Genomic DNA, 18,336 nt, shown 5'->3' on the forward strand with positions numbered 1-18,336 from the left:
GGGGAGAAGATCGAGGCCCGTTAGCGAACTGGCTCAGTGGGTGTAAGCCGCCATGCCGTGCTCGCTGATATCCAGACCCTGCTGCTCTTCTTCGGCGGAGACTCGCAAGAGACCCATTGCCTTGAGGATGCTGAACAGGATGAACATGGTGACAAACGACCACGCACAGATCGAAGCGGCTCCGCAAGCCTGCACGGCAAGCGAAGAAACTTCGGGCGTGAGGATGCCGATCGCCAGACAGCCCCAGATGCCGCACAAGCCGTGGACCGGCCAGGCACCTACGGGGTCGTCAATCTTGAACTTGTCGAGCATCAGGATGCCGACAACCACCAAGACGCCTGCAACAGCACCGACGATCATCGCTTGCCAGTTGCTCATGCAGTCGCAGCAGGCGGTGATGCCGACCAGACCCCCGAGGATGCCGTTGAGGCCCATCGACAGGTCGGGTTTGCCAAACATCATCCAGCTGACGAGCGTGGCAACAATGCCGCCGGCACCGGCAGCCAGCATCGTGGTGACGGCGCAGTGCATCGTCGTATCGATGTCGCCTGTGCCTTGGAAGGCGAGCTGACTGCCCGGGTTAAAGCCGAACCAGCCGAACCACAGAATGAAAACTCCCAATCCAGCGAGCGGAATGCTGTGACCGGGGAACGGAACGCTGCGGCCATCGACAAAGCGGCCGATCCGCGGTCCGAGCACGATCGCCCCCGCCAAACCAGCGAAACCGCCCATGCCGTGCACCACGGCGGACCCAGCGAAGTCAGCGAAGCCCATTTCATTGAGCCAGCCACCGCCCCATTTCCAGTAGCCACTGATCGGGTAGAAGATACCGGTCAGCAAAGCGCTGTAAATCAGGTAGCCACCCACTTTCATGCGGCCGGCAACAGCACCTGAAACAATCGTCGCCGCGGTGGCAGCGAACACCGCTTGGAAGATCCAGTCGCACTCGGGGCTAAAGGTCCGATCGGGGGCGGCTGCGTAGCCTTCTAGCCCCCAGCCACCGAAGCCAAGGTAGCCCTCTTTAGCGTAAGAGACCCCCTCGTATGAGCCCGGGTACATCAGCCCAAAGCCGATCGCATAGAACAAGAGCACGCCGACGCAGATGTCCATGGCGTTCTTGAACATGATGTTCACCGCGTTCTTCGACGAGTTGAAGCCCGCCTCGACCATCGCGAAGCCGGCCTGCATGAAGAACACGAGGACCGCACAGAAGAACAGCACGGCATTGTCAAAGGCGTAGCCGATGCCCAGATCGGGCGCTTCTTCAGCGGCGGCCTCTTCTTCGGCCGCGGCTTCTTCGGCTGGGGCCTCGGCCTCAGCGGTTTCCTCAGCAACTGCCTCGTCGGCAGCGGCGTCTTGGGCGTAGGTCGCCCCGACAGACGACAGCGAAATCATTGCGGCGAGGAGCAAAACTCCCCACCGGCGGCCCTCAAGGGCTCCACACAACGTCATCGTTACCTCGCGTCACAGAAGGATGTTCAAAACCCGTGCCGTGGGGGCGCTGCTAGTTACCACCTAAGCCCCCAACACGCCGGGTGGCCGAAAGTTCGACCGTGGGTGCGGCCCACACAAGCCGACCCCTTGGCCATTCCGGCATACCGTGCCTCTTCAAACGGCTACGGAACCGCCGGCCACCGTGCAGCACAAAGCGTGCCAGCACGGAGCTGACGTCCGCCGATGATCACACTTAACCTCAACAGAGAAAAGACTTGCGCCAATTATCGCGTCCCCAGAGAACCACCTCGCTTTGAGATGGTGCCTCATTCTTCGGCACCGACCCTTTCGCTCTGCCCAAGGGAGACGCAGGCCTGCCGTCCTCCCACGCGCTGCGCATTCGCAAGAGCCAACTGCGCTGCCTTTACCCGCGGTAAGTGAACGGGCCTTCGGCTAAGCTGATCCCTTTCATCGACTTGCGCCACAATTCGCCACCTAGGACTCAGGTTTTCACGATGCCCCTTCAAGCCTCTGCGAAACCTTCCCCCCCGCTAGCACTTCGGGGGCTGCTACTCGCCATCGTCTTGGCACCGTTCTCGCTAAGCGCTGCCCTCGCCGCCGAAGCCCGTATTGATGACGCTCCTAAGATCGAACGCGAGTTTCGAGCCGTCTGGATCGCCACCGTCGCTAATATCGACTGGCCCTCCAAGCCGGGACTGTCGGCCGAAGCCCAGCGCGCCGAGCTGACCGCTCTGCTGGATCAAGTGGCTGAGTTAGGGATGAACGCGGTGGTGCTACAAGTGCGGCCCGCTTGCGATGCCCTATACGCCTCGGAGCTCGAGCCGTGGTCCTCCTTCCTGAGCGGCACACAAGGGGTTGCCCCTGATGATGGCTACGACCCGCTGGCCTGGGCATGCGACGCGGCCCATCGCCGCGGCCTCGAGCTGCACGCCTGGCTGAATCCCTACCGGGCAACCCACCCGGCCTATTCAGGTGAGCTCGCTGAGACCCACATCTCTAAGCGTCGCCCCGACCTTGTGCGTCAGTACGGGGTCTACGGTTGGGTTGATCCGGGCGAGCCCGAGGCGACCGAACACTCGCTCGCGGTGGTGCGTGACATCGTTCGTCGTTACGACGTTGATGCCATCCACTACGACGATTACTTCTACCCCTATCCGGTGAGCGACGCGCTCGCTGGCGATCCTTCTGGCAAGAAGGTAGAGACACCGTTCCCCGACGACGCGAGCTGGGAAAAGTATCGGGCCGACACGCCTGAGTCGGAACGGCTCGTGCGCGATGACTGGCGCCGAGAGAACGTCAACGGCTTTATCCGACGCTGTGGACAGATCATCCATGAAGAGAAGCCCCATGTGCGGTTCGGCGTGAGCCCGTTCGGCATCTGGCGGCCGGGCACGCCCGAAGGCATTCAGGGATTCGATCAATACGCCAAGCTCTACGCCGACGCCCGCTTATGGCTGCGCGAAGGATGGGTCGATTACCTGGCGCCGCAACTCTACTGGCCCATCGAGCAGAAGCCGCAGAGCTTTACCACGCTCCTCAACTGGTGGGTCACACAAAACCCCCAGGAGCGCGGCGTGTGGCCCGGCCTGTACACCTCTAAAGTGTCGTTCAATCCCCCGACTTATTCGCTCGAAGAGATTCCCAATCAGATCGCTGTCGCACGCGGGCTGGGCGAGCGGGCGAATGGCCATATCCACTTCAGTATGAAAGCCATTGCCGCGAATGCCGCGGGGATCGCCGATCGGCTGAAGCTTGAGTACGCAACGCCCGCAATCCCGCCGGCGGCCCCCTGGCTGGCGGGCGATCAGCCCCGGCCGGGCACGCCGAGCGTAACGCCAACCGGTTTGGCACCGAATCGGTTCAAGCTCGCCCCGGGCGAGGGACCCGCGCCCAAGTGGTGGTTGGTGCAGAAGCGTTGCGGAGAACAATGGATCACGAAGCTGCGTCCCTATCGGGGCCCCAACGTGATTGCTGTGCTGGGCCCGAGCGACGAGGGGGCCCCCGCCACCGCGGCCGTGGTGACGGCGATCGATGCGTTCGGCCGGGCCAGTGATCCGGTTCAGGTCACGATCGCCCCGCCGGCGGCGGACTGATTTCTCAAGGAAGGCCCACTTGTCTAGCGTTACCGATGCCGACGCGTCCGATCAGCCTCCCGCCCCCAGCCGCAGCGCACGCCGCGCCGCATGGGGGTGGATTCCAACGCTGTACTTCGCCTCGGGATTGCCCTACGTAGTGGTCGTGAGCATGGCAACCGCCATGTACAAGAGCCTGGGCGTTTCGAACACGCTCAACGCGGCTTACACCAGCGCGTTGCTCTCGCCCTGGACCTTCAAACCGCTGTGGAGCCCGCTCGTCGAGCTCATCGGCACCCAGCGGCGCTGGATCATCGCGGCTCAAGCATTGATCGCTGCGGGGCTGTTCGCGATCGCGGCGGCAGCGCCCGCCGAAAACTTTCTGATGCTGACGCTGGCCGGTTTCTGGCTGCTGGCGATCGCGTCGGCAACGCATGACATCGCCGCCGACGGCTTCTACATGGCGAGTATGCCCGAGCGCGACCAGGCCTGGTTCGTGGGCATCAGGAGCACGTTCTATCGGCTTTCGATGATCGTCGGATCCGGACTGCTTGTCACCCTCGCCGGAGACCTTGCCAGCGGGCTCCAGCTAACAGCAAGGGCCATCGGGCGTGTGCTGGGTACCGGGGCGGAAGAGGCGTTCAAGACCTTGCTCGGCAGCGTCAGCCAGGGGATGCCTATCGGCGAGGCGTGGTCGTTGGTTTTCTACGCCATCGCGACGCTGTTCTTGGTGTTCACGCTGTACCACCAAGTCATTCTGCCGCGGCCCGCAGCCCCCCAGCGCAGTAGCGGACGCACCGCACGAAGCATCGTTGCCGAGTTCTTTGATACGTTTGTCTCTTTCTTTCGCAAACCGGGCATTGTGGCGTCGCTCGCCTATCTGCTGATCTATCGCTTCAGCGAGGGGCAGCTGGCGAAAATGAAAGCCCCGTTTCTCCTGGACCCGCGTGAAGAGGGGGGGCTCGGCCTCTCGCTGCAGACGCTCGGGCTTCTTGACGGCACGATCGGGATCGCGCTGCTAACAATCGGCGGAATCGTTGGCGGTTTGATCGTGGCACGCGACGGACTGCGACGCTGGTTTTTCCCGATGGCACTCGCGATCAACCTGCCGAACGCCGCGTACGTTTATCTGGGAGCTGCCCAGCCCGAGTCGATCGCAGCGATCGGCACAGCGATCGCTGTCGAACAGTTCGGCTATGGCTTTGGCTTCGCGGGGTACATGCTGTACATGCTCCAGCTCTCGCGCGGCGAGCACCAAACGGCGCACTACGCCCTGTGCACCGGCTTTATGTCTCTGGGAATGCAGATCCCGATGGGTTTCTCCGGCGCGATCCAAGAGTGGCTCGGCTACGAGCGGTTCTTTTACTGGGTGCTTGCGGCAACGATCCCCAGCCTGATTATTACCCTGCTGGCACCGCTCCGCGATTCGGAAACGAACGGATGACCACTCCCGTGACGATAGTCTCTCCAGCCGCCGCGCCCCAGCTCACGAGGCCGACAGCGCTGCGTGACAAGCTCGCACAGTTGCTGATGATCCGTATCGGCTCGAACCTGCCTCCGATCACCCTCGTGCACCAAGACGAACAGCGCGTGGCGGCCGAGCTGGAGCGCTGCCCGGTTGGCGGTCTCTTGTTGTTCAACGGAAGCTGGCCCGAAACACGCGACACGCTTGCCAGACTGCAAGCCGCGGCCCCCACGCCGATGCTCGTGGCTTCGGACATCGAACGCGGAACCGGGCAGCAAGTGGCGGGCCTCACGGTCTTCCCGCACCAACGCGCTTTTGTGGACCTGGACCAAGCGCCCGCAGCGATCGACACGTTCTGCCGTATCACCGCCGCCGAAGCCCACGCTGTCGGAATCCACGCCACCTTCGGGCCGGTGGCTGACGTGAACACCGACCCCCGCAATCCGATCATCGCCACGCGCGCGTTCGGCGATCAGCCGGAGATCGCCGCCAAGCTCGTCGCCAGCTATGTGCGTTCCGCGGAAGCCGCCGGGCTGCTGACCTGTGCAAAGCACTTTCCGGGTCACGGCGATACGCACCAGGATTCGCACGACGCGATGCCCCGTGTCGAGGTCTCAACCGAGACGCTCACAGCACGCGAGCTGGCACCCTTCCGCGCGGCGATCGCGGCGGGCGTCTCGATGATGATGACCGCGCATGTGGAGTATCCAGCACTCGACGCCAGCGGTGCCCCCGCGACCCTCTCGCCAACCATCTTGATCGAACTGCTCCGCAACCAACTGGGTTTTGACGGGGTCGTTTGCAGCGACAGCCTGCTTATGAGCGGCGTCCGCGAGCGCTTTGCCAACGAGGGAGAGCTCGCCATCGCCGCGCTCAACGCCGGAGTCGATCTGTTGCTGGATGTCGCTGACCATGTCGCCGTGATCGACGCGTTGTCCGCTGCCGTGGATGCGGGGCGTGTCTCGACCGAACGGGTCGAGCAGGCGTTCGATCGTGTCTGGCTTCTTAAAGAGCGGGCCTTTTCTGAACGCCCTTTACCAGCGTCGCCGCTGACAAGCGAACAAGGCAATCGCGAGGCCCAGCAGATCGCGCTCAGCGCGACTCGCACGCTGGACGGCGACCATCGCAAGGTCTTGCCGCTCCCAACGGGGACGAGCCTGACCGCCGTGGTGCTTAAACCCCATCATCGGCCGACTGATCCGCAGGAGCAGCCACTTGCCGCGGCGCTGCGCGAGCGTTTCGCCGCGGTACGATACTTTGAAACGGGTCCCCAGGTGAATTCCGCCCTGGCGGATGACATTTTGGCCGGCGTGCCGGAGGGGGAGTCGGTCGTTGTCGCAATGATCGTGAAGCCGGCCGCCTGGCACGCTTTTGGCTTGAGCCCCGATCAAGACGCGCTCATCCGCCGCCTGCTCGACTCACGGCCGGTGGTGCTCGCCTGCCTGGGTGTCGAGAACGCGCTGGAGCGCTACCCCGAAGCGGCCGTCCGACTCGTCACCCACAGCGACGTGCCAGCGAGCCAGCTTGCGCTGGCGGAGCGCTTGGCGACGGCTACCGGTTGAAGCGGGCCGATTGCTAAGCGGGAATCCCTAGGGAAACAGCGGCGGTTCGCCGAAGTGACGGTGCAGTCGGTTGCAGTCCTGATGAGAGAGCCCCAACTCGTGGGCCAAGTCGTGTAGGTAGCGGGCCTCGGCGTTGTTATCCACATCAATCGCAATCAGCGAGGCGGCGTACACCTCTTCTTCTAGACCGCGGGGGATCTCGCGTGCAAAGTCGCACGGAGTGATCGGCCGACGGATCTCGCCGTGGACAAAGCGGACCTCTTGCGACGAGAGATGGGGGCCGAAGCGCCGCGTGATCTCGGCTTCTTCGCAATCGTCGATGCGGCCATCGGCACGGGCGGCGTAAATCATCGCACGGATCAGCAGCAGCGCACGCTCATGAGCGTCCTGGTAGCCGAAGCCGCCGAAGTCATCGTCGCAGTGGCCCGCGTTGAAACCGCCGTGCCCCTGGTGAGCATGATCCGGGTGCGCGTGTCCTGCCCGGGGCTGCGCAACGGGAGCACGCCGCTGCCTAGTCCCGTACTGCGTCGCCGCCCCTCCGAGGACACCGCTCAAACCGCCCGCGGCGCGGGGTGCCGGGGCGGGTGCCGTGCGGAAGGCCGGATGGTTGTTTCGCAAAACCCGCTGACCGCTCGGTGAGACCACCTGCTGGCCCCCAAGCAGCGTGCCGAGCAACTGAATCGCGTCCATGGAGACCCCTACCGTGAGACGTAACCGAGTTCGAAGAGGCCGCAAGTTTACCGCAGCGGCGGGGCTCGACAAAACAATTGGCGCGGTAGAGCTCTCAGAAGGTTCGAGACGAGCCAGCCGAGCGGCGTTTTCCTAGCGGCCGGCACCCGCTGCCGGTCTCCCGTCACACGACGCAATCGGCTACCATGACGGGGCTTACGCCGATTCCGATTCCTACCAGTTTTCCGCAATCTGTTCTTGCCATGGCCACTGTCTTCGATCCGTTCTCTGCCCGCGATACGTTTCAAGCACCCGAGGGCAAGCTTGGTATCTACCGGCTCAGCAAGCTCGAACAATTGGGGCTGACGAAGGTCGCCGCGCTGCCCTACTCGATCCGCGTGCTGCTGGAGAGCGTGCTACGCAACTGCGATGGCTATATCGTCACCCAGGACGACGTGAAGGCGCTCGCCGCGTGGGCCGACAGCAAAGGTACCAAGCCGGTCGAGGTGCCCTTCACGCCCGCGCGGGTGGTGCTGCAAGACTTCACCGGAGTGCCGTGTGTTGTCGATCTGGCGGCGATGCGTTCGGCGATGCAGCGGCTCGGTGGTGATCCGGCCAAGATCAACCCGCTCGTTCCGGTCGATCTGGTTATCGACCACTCGGTGCAGGTAGATCACTTCCTGGGCGATTCGGCGCTCGACTTGAACATCGAGCTAGAATTTTCGCGCAACAAAGAGCGCTACGAGTTCCTTCGCTGGGGACAGCAGGCCTTTGACAACTTCCGCGTGGTTCCTCCGGGGACCGGCATCGTTCACCAAGTGAACCTCGAGTACCTCGCCAAGTGCGTCTTTGTCCGTGAGGATCAGCAGGGCCCGGTTGCCATTCCCGACTCGCTCGTGGGCACCGATAGCCACACCACCATGATCGATGGCCTGGGGGTCGTCGGCTGGGGCGTGGGCGGTATCGAGGCGGAAGGGGTCATGCTCGGCCAGCCAATCTATATGCTCATGCCCGAGGTGGTCGGCATGCGACTCATCGGCAAGCTGCCGGCGGGGGCCACCGCCACCGACCTGGTGCTAACCGTCACCGAGGTGCTCCGCAAAGAGAAAGTCGTCGGCAAGTTCGTCGAGTTCTTCGGCTCGGGCGTTTCGACAATGAGCCTCGCCGACCGGGCTACCATTGCCAACATGAGCCCCGAGTACGGTGCCACGATGGGCTTCTTCCCCGTCGACAACGTGACGCTCAAGTATCTGGCCCAAACGGGCCGCACCGCGGACGAGATCAAGCTGGTCGAAACCTATTGCAAAGAGCAGCAGCTCTTCCGCACGGAAGACGCCCCCGAGCCGACATTTACCAAGGTGCTTGAGCTCGACCTCTCGACCGTGGTCCCGTCGCTGGCCGGCCCCAAGCGTCCGCAAGACCGCGTGCCGCTGACTCACATGAAGCAGGCCTTCAACGAGGCCCTTGCCGCACCGGTCGGGCCGCAAGGCTTCGGGCTTTCGGACGAAGCCCTCAAGCGCTCGGCTAAGGTCCAGGACAACGGCCACTCGAGCGAGATCACCCACGGTGCCGTGACGATCGCCGCCATCACCAGTTGCACCAACACGAGCAACCCGAGCGTGATGATCGCCGCGGGACTGGTGGCACAGAAAGCGGCTGCCAAAGGGCTCAAGGCCAAGCCGTACGTCAAGACGAGCCTCGCCCCGGGTTCGCGTGTGGTGACCGACTACCTTGAGAAAGCGGGTCTCGACAAGGCGCTCGAGGCGGTCGGCTTCTATACCGTCGGATACGGCTGTACGACGTGCATCGGCAACAGCGGTCCGCTCCCCGAACCCGTTGCCGCAGCAGTGACCGAGGCCGATCTCATCGTCTCGGGAGTGCTGTCGGGCAATCGCAACTTCGAGGGTCGCATCAACCCTCACGTGAAGGCCAACTACCTGGCGAGCCCGCCGCTAGTGGTCGCTTACGCTTTGGCCGGCACCACCGATATCGATCTGACCACCGAACCGATCGGGCACGACCCGGCGGGCAAACCGGTGATGCTCAAAGAGATCTGGCCGACCAACGAAGAAGTGCAGGCCGCGGTCGATGCCTCGGTGCTGCCCGAGATGTTTGAAAACCAGTACGGCGGTGTCTGGAACAAGAACGAAAAGTGGAACGCGATCGACATCACCGAGGGCGAGCTCTTTGAGTGGGAGCAAACCAGCACCTACATCCAAGAGCCTCCATTCCTGGCATCGATCACTCCAGAGGTTGCACCGATCGCACCGCTCAAGGGTGCCCGCTGTCTGGCGGTGCTGGGCGATTCGACAACTACCGACCACATCTCGCCGGCCGGTGCGATCGCTAAAGACTCGCCGGCAGGTCTTTTCCTACAAAAGGCGGGCGTTATCCCGCAGGACTTCAATAGCTATGGCTCACGGCGTGGTAACGACCGGGTGATGACCCGCGGCACGTTCGCCAACATCCGTATCCGCAATCACCTGGCACCCGGCACCGAAGGAGGCGTGACCCGCTACCTGAAGACCGGCGAGGTGATGCCCATTTACGACGCCTCGATGAAGTACCAGGCCGACGGCACGCCGCTGGTGGTGATCGCCGGTGCCGAGTACGGCACGGGCTCTAGCCGCGACTGGGCTGCCAAGGGAACTTATCTGCTGGGCGTCCGCGCCGTGCTGGCCGCCAGCTACGAGCGCATTCACCGCAGCAATCTGGTGATGATGGGCGTGCTGCCGCTGGAGTTCCAGGGCGGCGCGACGCGTGAATCGCTCGGCCTGACGGGCGAAGAGACGTTCGACATCCCCGAGCTGACCGACGCCCTCAAGCCGCGGCAAACGATCACGGTCAAGGCGACCTCGGCCGATGGCAAGGCGAAAGAGATCCCGATGACGGTGCGGATCGACACGCCGGTGGAGCTGGACTACTACCGCCACGGCGGCATTCTGGCGTTCGTGCTGCGGAAGCTGCTCGCCTAAGGCAGCCAGAAACACCAGAAGCTAGCAAACGTGTACCGGGGTACGCAATAGAATCACGCTCCGCACGAACGAATCAGCTTTAAAAAGCACCTACCGACGGCTTCATCGCATGCCCTCTCGGACTTAATAGCGTCGTGATAGGGCAAGGCGACACAGAAGAAGCAGCCCTTGCCGATGCACGATCGGCAGTGAATTTTCACTTGGAAACCTTCGGTTCTGAATCGCTGCCTCAAGAAAATTAATCGATGTTAGGTGGCTGGCCCCATCCGCCAGGCGCACCACACCAGCAGCACGCCGCGCGCTGTCCAGCCGAACGTGCGGAGCCAGTTCCCGGCGACCAGCTGGCGGTGCAGCGTCGCGTCGAAGCCGGCGGAGAGGCGGCCGTGCTGCGGGCCGAAGAAGAGTGCCGTCGAGCCATCGACTAGTAGCAGAAGCGCAAGGCCCACCAGCGGAACCCATGCCGGCACGCCGGGCGGACGCATGGCCAGCATCGCCACGGCGGTAAAGAGTTCCACCAGCATCGGCGGGCCCACGACCCAAAAGGTGCGCGCCTGATGAATCCGCTCATACTCGACAAAGCTGTCCGCGGGCACGTTGGCGAACATCGGATAGTGCACCAGCTGCACGAACCAGATCACGCCTGTCATGTAGAGCGTCGCGAAGAGCTGAGCGTAGAGCAGCGCGGGCACCATTGTCGGTAGCTTCCTCGTAAGGCAGTCAGCAGGCGTGCTGAGGGTGACAACTCGGGGGTAACTTAGGAACGCCGAGTGGCGTTGGCCAGGGCTTGCTCGACCGCCTCGACCGCTTTGGGGAGCCCGTCGTAGCTGCGGGCGTCCGTTTGGATCCGTTCCCGATGTGCCGGGATACGCTCCAGAAAGCCGTTGATCGCGGCGGAAGTAACGCTTTCGATGTGGCTCCACTCGCCGCCGCCGAGTTGCTCCAAGAAACAGGCGTTGATGCACTGCTCATGGTGATTCCGCTCGGGCAGCGCCAGGATCGGTTTGCCAAGGTGCAAGGCCTCGCCCAGAAGTTGATTCCCGGCAGCGGAGATCAACGCCTCGCACGACGCCAAATCATCAACGAAAGTGGTCTCGTCGATCGCATGAAACGTGGCGGCCCCTTGCGGCGGGCGTTCGCCCAAACCGTAGATGCGGACGGGGCGTGGAAGCGCGGCGAGCGTTTCGATCACCCGGGGCGGTGTGGCCCGCCGCAGATACGAGAGCAAAGGCCCTTCGAACGTGGGCGTGCGGTGCCGAACCGCATCGCGCAGCAGGGTAGAAACCTGCACCACGTGCTCGTAGCCCCTTCGCAAAGGGGGTTGGTAAAACGCCGAAACCACGGTTGTTTGCGCGTTGATGCCGAAGGCCCAGGTTGCCCAACTCATTCGCCATGCCCACCGCTGAAGCCGAGCCGGCAACGACGTCAGGTCGTAGGTCGACATGAAGTGCTGATGGTCGAGGCTCACCAGCGGCACGCCGGCGCGGCGCGCGGCGCGCGGCAGCAGCGGCTCGAAGTCGCAGATCGCCAGCGCCGGCAGCTCGGAACGAAACAGGGGCAACAGGTCTTGCGCGCTGCGGTTCGCGTTGAGCCAGAAAGCGGCCCCCTCGCGGATTGTTTTAGCCTGATCGAGCTTCCCCTCCGTGTAGTGGAACACGAGGCCCGGGACGGCATGCAGATCGATCTCGGGATCGTTGCCGAACACGGATTCGAGAAACTCGTACCCATCCGCCGACGAGAACAGCACCACACGGTGCCGATCTCGCAACCGCTCCACCATCGCCCGCGCGCGGGCGGCATGGCCGCGGCCTTCACCCATCACGCTATAGAAGATCGTTGGCATGCGGCTTCGCGGGCGTGAGTGAAGTCTTGGGACCTAACGCTTACGACCGATAAACCGATAGTACGGTGCGCGAATAATCGGCACGAGCGGAAGCTTGCCATGGTGCTCGCTCACCGAGACCGTTTCGAACCGGCGCTCGAGAAACGGCAGGTGATCGGCCGACGGATGGACGTTGTCGGTACCGAACCAAACGGGCCAAAAGTTGCGCGCCCAGTAAGCGTGCTTGCGGCGATTGTCCGCAGGGTAGCGCCGCGAGACATAAAAATCGACCACGCCGATCGTGCCCCCCGGACGCAGCACCCGCAGCCCCTCTTCGAGGGCAGAGAACCAGTCAGGGATCATGGTCAATGAGTAAGTGAAGGTCACCAGATCGACCGAGTCGCTCTCCAGCGGCAGTTGCGTGGCGTCGGCGTGCAGCGTGTGGGCATTGGTCCAGCCGCGGTCTTCGATGCGTCGCTGGGCTACCGCCAGCAGCGAACTGGAGAGGTCGACAAAAGTGGCTCCCGCCAGCGAGCCGATCGATTCACCAAATAGCTCGCCGTTGCGGCCGGTGCCGGCACCGATATCAACCCACTGCCCACCCACGGGAGGCAGGAGTTGCTCAAAGAGCGCCTCGCGGCCGTGGAGCATCTTCTTGCGAAAGGCGTCGTAATCGTCCGCTTGACCGCCGTAGAAGCTGTCGAGGCGTTCCTCGTGGGTCTTACCCCGAATGGGCGAGAGCGTCAGGTGATACAGAGTCTTTAGCTGACTGAGCGCCTGCATCGGCGACGTTCTCCCCGTTGGATTGTTGCAGCGAAGCCAGGCCCGCCCGGCCACCGCGGCGGAGCGTTGCTATCGAGAAGCTGCCGTAAGTGTGAACACGGTCGCGAGCGTGCAATTCGTCGGCCAGCTCGCGGTTGTAATCGAGAACCTCGCCCAGCCGGCGCTGGGTACCGTCGATGCGGACCTGGATCGGATCAACAAACTCGCAGATTACCGCCGCGCTGCGCCACAGGATCAGGGCCGGGTCGGTCGCCCGATCGATGATCGCCTGCCACTGCTCGGCGAGGATGTCGCGCATGTGCTCCGCCATCCAGTCCATATGGTCCAGAAGCACAAAGTGCGAGTACTGGTAATCGACGCTCTTGATGTGGTCGAGGATCGTCGTGGTGTGCGTATGGACGCGTTCCGCTAGGCCGGAAACGCCGGCTGCCTGGTCCCCTTTGAGGCGCGCAAAATTGTCCGGCCGCAAGTACTCGGGGCAGCACTCAGGCGTGTACTCGCCGGTCAAGTAAACCCGCCAGAAGTAGTTATCTTTGAGCGGCAGTTCGCTGAACACCGCGTCGAGGCTATCTTCAACGAACTTGGCGATTCCGCCCGGATAGTAGCGCTCGAGTTGCTTGCGCTGTGCACGGGGAACGCCCAGCAAAGACAGGGCCGCATCTCGCCGCAGGACCCACCGAATCATCGGCCCCCAGAAGGCCGGCTTGACTCTGGTTTCGTAGAGCTCGCGCTGTTCTTCAACCGTCTGAGCGGCGAGGAGCATCTCGATCTCTTCGCGGATCTTGGCTTTGCGGTTGATGTACCAGTTGATGCCCGAGGCAAACATGCCGGCCGAGCCGCGGAAGTAAAAGCTCGGACGCCGCCCCTCGCCGAGAAAGAACTTACCGTTCTTGTCCCAGAACTTGCGGCTGGCCTCGGGCAGATCGTCCCGGACCGCGTCGTTGTAGATGGCGTCCCACTCGTCCGTCTTGCCACGGCCGAAGAGCTGGAAGAAGCGGTCGTAATCAAGGCGACGAATCGCGGCGAGCTTGAGGTCCAACAGCGCGTTCTGACGCGGATTGACGTCGACCGTGTCGATACGCTCCGGCGCATCCAGCGCGTAATCCAGTGCGTTGCAACCGGCCGAAGTGATCACCAGTAGGCGATCGCCCGGTCCGAGCTTGAGCGCGACGCGGTCGAGCCGGGGGTCTTCCCAGCAGGTGTTGTAGACAAGCTGATTGCCGTGACAGAGCTTAAAGACAGCACGGCTTAAATGGGTCGCCAGCATGCGGGCTCCTTGCTCGCGCGGCACCGTATTCGGGGGCGACGGGAGTTTCCTCCCCCCGATCGGCAGGGGATCAATTCCGCGAGTCTAGGGCACCCAAGCAAGGAATAAAAGCGGCAAAGTGCGGGCGACCGCCGGTTAGTAGCGGGCCCGGATCGCCGTGGGGGTCTGATTATCCCTGTGGGGCTGCTTGGTCCCCCCCCTTTAATGCCCCCGCCTAGGCCGGCGGACACTCCCCCTGCGGCAGGGGGTCGAGTCGGTCGATAAGGTCCCCGTTCTGGCGGATGAGCTCGAAACTGCCATCAGCAAATTCGACCAGCGCAGTGCAGTTCTCCACCCAGTCGCCCGTGTTGAGATAGGTTACCTCGTCCATGGCCATGATCCGGGGGGAGTGGACGTGTCCACAGATGATCCCCTCGCAACCCGATCGGCGGGCGTCTTCGCGAAGCTGGTGCTCGAAATCGCTGACGTGCCGTACGAGCTTCTTGACCCGTTGCTTGATCGCCCCGCAGAAGGCGTAAGGGTTGTGCTTTTTGCCGCGTAGCCGGTTGCCCATCCAGTTGGCGGTCAGCAGCGCGTCATAGGCGTAGGAAGCAACCAGCGAGAGCAGCGGATAGCTCTGCTCGACCCGGTCGTATTGGTCACCATGCAGGACCACAAACCGACGCCCGTCGGCGGCCTCATGGATAAAGCGATCGCGGATCTCGATGACGCCGAAGTTGGCGAGGAATCCTCGCAAGAATTCATCGTGATTTCCCGGCGTGTACATCAGCCGCGACCCGTTGCGCTTGAGCGTCATCATCCGTTGCAGCAGGCGGTCATAAACCGGCAGCCACCGCCAACGACGCTTCAGCTTCCAGCCATCGATAAAGTCTCCGACCACGTACAGATTGGCCGGCTCGAATCGTTCGAGCAGATCAAGGAGCGCCGCGGCCTGAGAATGCTTGCAGCCCAAGTGGACATCGCTCACAAAGAGCGAACGCACAACGCGGACTTTTGCGGTTCGCGCAGCAGGGGCTGTTCGAGGTTGCTCGAGGGGGGGCGGCGGCGATGCAGCAGGTGCCTCGGCGAGCGACATACGATTATCGACGTACATAAGCGGTTCGCTTGGCGGTCGGTGCCGACCGGATGAACCGGCGGCGTGTGGTAGGGAAGACCCCGTAATCGGCGTTCGACCGATTGTCTCTAAGGTCTTATCAGCCAAGCAGGTTACGTTAGCGCGAGGCTCCCGCAGGAATCGCGTTAAGTTTAGAGGATGTTTGGGTTAAGGCCTGATAGCGGTTTCGTGCTGAGAGGTAGGTCCGTTGAGCATCAACTGTGCATTCGCGGCGGATCGTCGCTGCTTGCCAGGATTTCTGCTTCGGCGGCGGCGAGCTCGTCGCGGCGAGCCAGCACTTCCTCGGGCGGGGCAAAGTCCCGCGCCAAGCGGGTATAGGTCGAGTGATGGCGGGCTTCCGATTCAAACAGCCCCTGGTAAAAGACCGCTAGCTCGCGGTCTTCGACGTGCTCAGCGAGCTTCTGAAACCGCTCACAGGAACGCGCCTCGATGATCCCTGCAACTAGCAGTCGGTCCACGGCACGGTGCGGCTCCGCCTTGCGAACCAGGTCGTTAAGCTTTCGGCCATAAGCACTTGGTGTAAGCCGCCGGAACCGCACGCCGCGTTTCTCAAGCAAGTCGAGCACCATGTGGAAGTGCTCGAGTTCCTCGTTGACGATTTCCGTCATCTGCCGGCAAAGCTCGGTATGCTCGACATAGGCGAAGATTAGATTGAGCGCTGTTCCCGCGGCTTTTTTTTCGCAGTGGGCATGATCGATCAGGATCGCCTCCAGATCGGCATCGACCTGCGCCAGCCAGCGGCAGTCGGTCTCGGACTGAAGATGGAGCATCGCGATCAACGCAAGAAAGAACGCAGAGAGCCACTTAGTACGCCGGTTCCCCAGCGGCACAAAGCGGGCAGACAGGCTTCATTGCACCGCGGAGGCCGCATCGCCGCAAGGGACTTGCCCCCGGGAGGAACGGGAGGCAGATTTCCGGGAGTGGCTTACGAGCTTTCTTCGAGCAGCCGGTTAGCGTCGCGCCGCACACGGCTCCTGACCACGCCCGGCAACCAGTGAAGCAGACGATACCGCAGTCCTGCACGACGTCCGATCGGCGCGATCTCACGCCGCAGAGCGTAAGCTCGGAGCGACTCGCGCGCCACAAATTCTGCCGAAAGTGTGCCTTGATCGCCGCGGGAGGTAACCGCTTCTGCTAACCGGTCTGCCGTGTAGGAACCGGTTTTGAAGAGACCGGTACGGGTGATGCCCGGTAGCACGGCGGTGGCGGTCATTCCCAGGGGGCCCCACTCTCCGCGGAGCGTCTGTGTGAGCGTGACTAAGCCGGCTTTGCTGGCGTTGTAGGCCGCAAACCCGGGTGGCGCAAGCGGAGCGAAGATCGACGCCACGTTCAGAACGCCGATCGGCAAAGGGGGGGCCGACGGTGACGCCGGGCGAGTCGTCGGGGCGGCGGCGGCCAGCAGGGGAGCCATCGCTCGACAACCGAACATCGCGCCCAGCAGATTCACTTCAACTACCCGGCGCAGCTCGCTCGCAGGCGAGTCGGCCAGCCTGCCGGCGAGCAACACGCCCGCGCAGTTGACAAGAAGGCCGACGGTTTCTCCCCGGGCGATGAGCTGCTCAGCAAGCGTCTGCCATGCCGTTTCGTCCACGACATCGGCCAGCCAAAGTTCCCCCAGGGCAGGGGGGGGCAGGGTTTGGAGCGTAGCGGTCAGCGACGCCTCGCACCGATCGCCAAGCACGACTCGATAGCCTCTCTCAGCAAGCGATTGAGAGAGCGCCCTGCCGATCCCGCCACCGGCCCCGGTGACGATCGCCACGAGAGGCATCGGGTTGGCGGTATCAGCCCGCAAGTTACGCACCATCGCAAGTTTCTAACGGGTTAGGCACGCAGCTTAGTCAGCCAAACCAGCGGCAGCAGAGCAGCAACCGTCGCGGTGAGCAGGCCGGGGAACTTCTCGTCGAACTGGCTTCGGCAGCGATCGCACTTGGTGAGGTGCTGACGCATTTCGTCGGCTTGCTGGGAGGGCAGGGGGGTCCCTTGGGAAAGATACTTTCCGTAATCATCAAAGCGTTCGACAGCCACTTGGCAAGTGATCTGAGCGATCGGGGCTGGCTGCTGGAACTGCCGGGGAACGACCAACGCGATCGCGATCAATGCCGCGGCGGTACTAACGATGCCGGCAGCACGCACCACTCGCTGGTTGCGCTCGCTTCGCACGAGTCGGCTGCGGAGAGCCTGCAATTCGCCCGGTTCGCACGTCGACCAGTCTTGATTAGTGCTCATTGCTTAAGTCCTCGCATCGCTTTACGACCTCCACTTTCTGCCGAAAAATTCCGTCGCCAGTAAAGTGCCCCTCCGTAGCAACCGGCGGGGCAGATCGGTGCGTATAGCTAGTATCGGGCTAACTGAGGAAAACTACCGTAATCTGATTCACACAACCTAAATATCTGCTCCAACGATCCTTCGCGGTCTTTGGGCATTTCACGACGGTTGAGACAGCCCCGGGCCGTTCGCCGCCGCGGCCAATCGGGCCGGAGCGAGCAACACCATGCGGCGTCTGCCGACTTCGACCAGCCCCTCTTGCTGGAGCTCTCCGAGCACGACCGTGACCGTCTCGCGGGTGCTGCCGATGATGCTGGCAAGATCTTGATGCGAGAGCTTGATCCTCAACCGGACGGCACCGCGTGGTGACTCGGCGGGCTCGCCGTACTGCTCGGCCAGGTCGGTCAGCAAGCTCACCAGCCGCTGCCGATTCGAGCGAAACATCAGCGACTTCAGCCTCCGCTCGATCCTCCGCCGCCGCAGGCCGATCAGCTTGGTAACCCCCAACGCGACCGAGGGGTTTTGCTCGACCAGGGCACGCAACGCGTCGGCTGGCAGCAGCACAACCGTCGATTTCTCCGCGGCTTGAGCGAATTCTTCGCGCGGGGTGTCATCAAGGACCGACAGCTCACCGAAAAGCTCTCCCGGTTCGATCAACGCCAGGATCGTTTGCTTGCCCTCTTCGGTGACGGAGCCGATCTTGACCCGCCCCTCCGCGAGTACCAGCGCCGCATCGGCCGACTCGGCAGGCAAATAGATCGGCTCACCCCGCTTAAAGCGGCGTGTGCGACAACGGGGTTCAAGCCGCGCGATTTCTTCGGGCGTAAGCCGTCGGAAGAGATCGCACTGCTTGAGGAACCAGATCTCTTCGGTCATGGGGGGGTACTTCT

General features: G+C 63.0%; 15 protein-coding genes. 4 read left to right on the plus strand and 11 right to left on the minus strand.

Translation table 11 applies throughout. From position 1 onward, the window contains the following. Positions 1-33: 33 nt before the first annotated feature. Positions 34-1,386, minus strand: coding sequence for an ammonium transporter (locus Pla111_RS15795; RefSeq protein ID WP_146575461.1), 1,353 nt, complete (start codon positions 1,384-1,386; stop codon positions 34-36). 563 nt (positions 1,387-1,949) lie between these two features. Here Pla111_RS15795 and Pla111_RS15800 point away from each other — a divergent pair. From Pla111_RS15800 to Pla111_RS15810, 3 genes are read left to right on the plus strand one after another with little or no spacing between them, the layout of a single operon-like run. Next, on the plus strand, positions 1,950-3,548 hold the full coding sequence (locus Pla111_RS15800; protein ID WP_146575422.1) for a glycoside hydrolase family 10 protein: 1,599 nt from the start codon (positions 1,950-1,952) through the stop codon (positions 3,546-3,548). A gap of 19 nt (positions 3,549-3,567) precedes the next feature. Next, entirely contained in the window at positions 3,568-4,971 is a 1,404-nt protein-coding gene (locus Pla111_RS15805) for an MFS transporter (RefSeq protein ID WP_197525085.1), read from the plus strand. Next, positions 4,968-6,554 carry a glycoside hydrolase family 3 protein gene (locus Pla111_RS15810; RefSeq protein WP_146575424.1) on the plus strand — a complete coding sequence of 529 codons (1,587 nt, stop codon included), beginning with the start codon at positions 4,968-4,970 and terminating at the stop codon, positions 6,552-6,554. Before Pla111_RS15805 ends, Pla111_RS15810 begins: the two co-directional genes overlap by 4 nt. A gap of 27 nt (positions 6,555-6,581) precedes the next feature. Here the strand turns inward: Pla111_RS15810 and Pla111_RS15815 are convergent, their stop codons facing one another. After that, positions 6,582-7,244, minus strand: a complete 663-nt coding sequence (locus tag Pla111_RS15815; RefSeq protein WP_146575425.1) for a tellurite resistance TerB family protein — start codon at positions 7,242-7,244, stop codon at positions 6,582-6,584. A gap of 242 nt (positions 7,245-7,486) precedes the next feature. Between Pla111_RS15815 and acnA the strand changes: the two genes are divergently transcribed. Then, entirely contained in the window at positions 7,487-10,198 is a 2,712-nt protein-coding gene (gene acnA, locus Pla111_RS15820; protein WP_146575426.1) for an aconitate hydratase AcnA, read from the plus strand. Positions 10,199-10,446: 248 nt separating this feature from the next. Here the strand turns inward: acnA and Pla111_RS15825 are convergent, their stop codons facing one another. From Pla111_RS15825 to Pla111_RS15865, 9 genes are all read right to left on the minus strand, one after another. Continuing rightward, positions 10,447-10,890, minus strand: a complete 444-nt coding sequence (locus tag Pla111_RS15825; protein ID WP_146575427.1) for a hypothetical protein — start codon at positions 10,888-10,890, stop codon at positions 10,447-10,449. Positions 10,891-10,952: 62 nt separating this feature from the next. Then, positions 10,953-12,038 carry a glycosyltransferase family protein gene (locus Pla111_RS15830; protein WP_146575428.1) on the minus strand — a complete coding sequence of 362 codons (1,086 nt, stop codon included), beginning with the start codon at positions 12,036-12,038 and terminating at the stop codon, positions 10,953-10,955. A gap of 33 nt (positions 12,039-12,071) precedes the next feature. Continuing rightward, positions 12,072-12,800 (minus strand): class I SAM-dependent methyltransferase, encoded by a 729-nt coding sequence (locus Pla111_RS15835; RefSeq protein ID WP_146575429.1) that lies wholly within the window; start codon positions 12,798-12,800, stop codon positions 12,072-12,074. Continuing rightward, positions 12,739-14,067: a DUF3419 family protein gene (locus tag Pla111_RS15840; protein ID WP_146575430.1), complete on the minus strand. Its 1,329-nt coding sequence runs from the start codon at positions 14,065-14,067 to the stop codon at positions 12,739-12,741. Before Pla111_RS15840 ends, Pla111_RS15835 begins: the two co-directional genes overlap by 62 nt. Positions 14,068-14,281: 214 nt before the next feature. Continuing rightward, positions 14,282-15,049, minus strand: a complete 768-nt coding sequence (locus Pla111_RS15845; protein WP_197525086.1) for a UDP-2,3-diacylglucosamine diphosphatase — start codon at positions 15,047-15,049, stop codon at positions 14,282-14,284. A 326-nt stretch (positions 15,050-15,375) separates the two neighbouring features. Further along, positions 15,376-15,951: a tRNA-(ms[2]io[6]A)-hydroxylase gene (gene miaE / locus Pla111_RS15850; protein WP_146575432.1), complete on the minus strand. Its 576-nt coding sequence runs from the start codon at positions 15,949-15,951 to the stop codon at positions 15,376-15,378. Positions 15,952-16,106: 155 nt separating this feature from the next. Next, on the minus strand, positions 16,107-16,985 hold the full coding sequence (locus tag Pla111_RS15855; protein ID WP_146575433.1) for an SDR family NAD(P)-dependent oxidoreductase: 879 nt from the start codon (positions 16,983-16,985) through the stop codon (positions 16,107-16,109). 17 nt (positions 16,986-17,002) lie between these two features. After that, complete coding sequence (locus Pla111_RS15860) at positions 17,003-17,407, minus strand: hypothetical protein (RefSeq protein ID WP_146575434.1); 405 nt, start codon at positions 17,405-17,407, stop codon at positions 17,003-17,005. A gap of 198 nt (positions 17,408-17,605) precedes the next feature. Further along, positions 17,606-18,322, minus strand: coding sequence for a Crp/Fnr family transcriptional regulator (locus Pla111_RS15865; protein ID WP_146575435.1), 717 nt, complete (start codon positions 18,320-18,322; stop codon positions 17,606-17,608). Between the last annotated feature and the right edge of the window lie 14 nt (positions 18,323-18,336).

Origin of the sequence: Botrimarina hoheduenensis (assembly GCF_007859815.1) — a bacterium.
Lineage (GTDB): Bacteria > Planctomycetota > Planctomycetia > Pirellulales > Lacipirellulaceae > Botrimarina > Botrimarina hoheduenensis.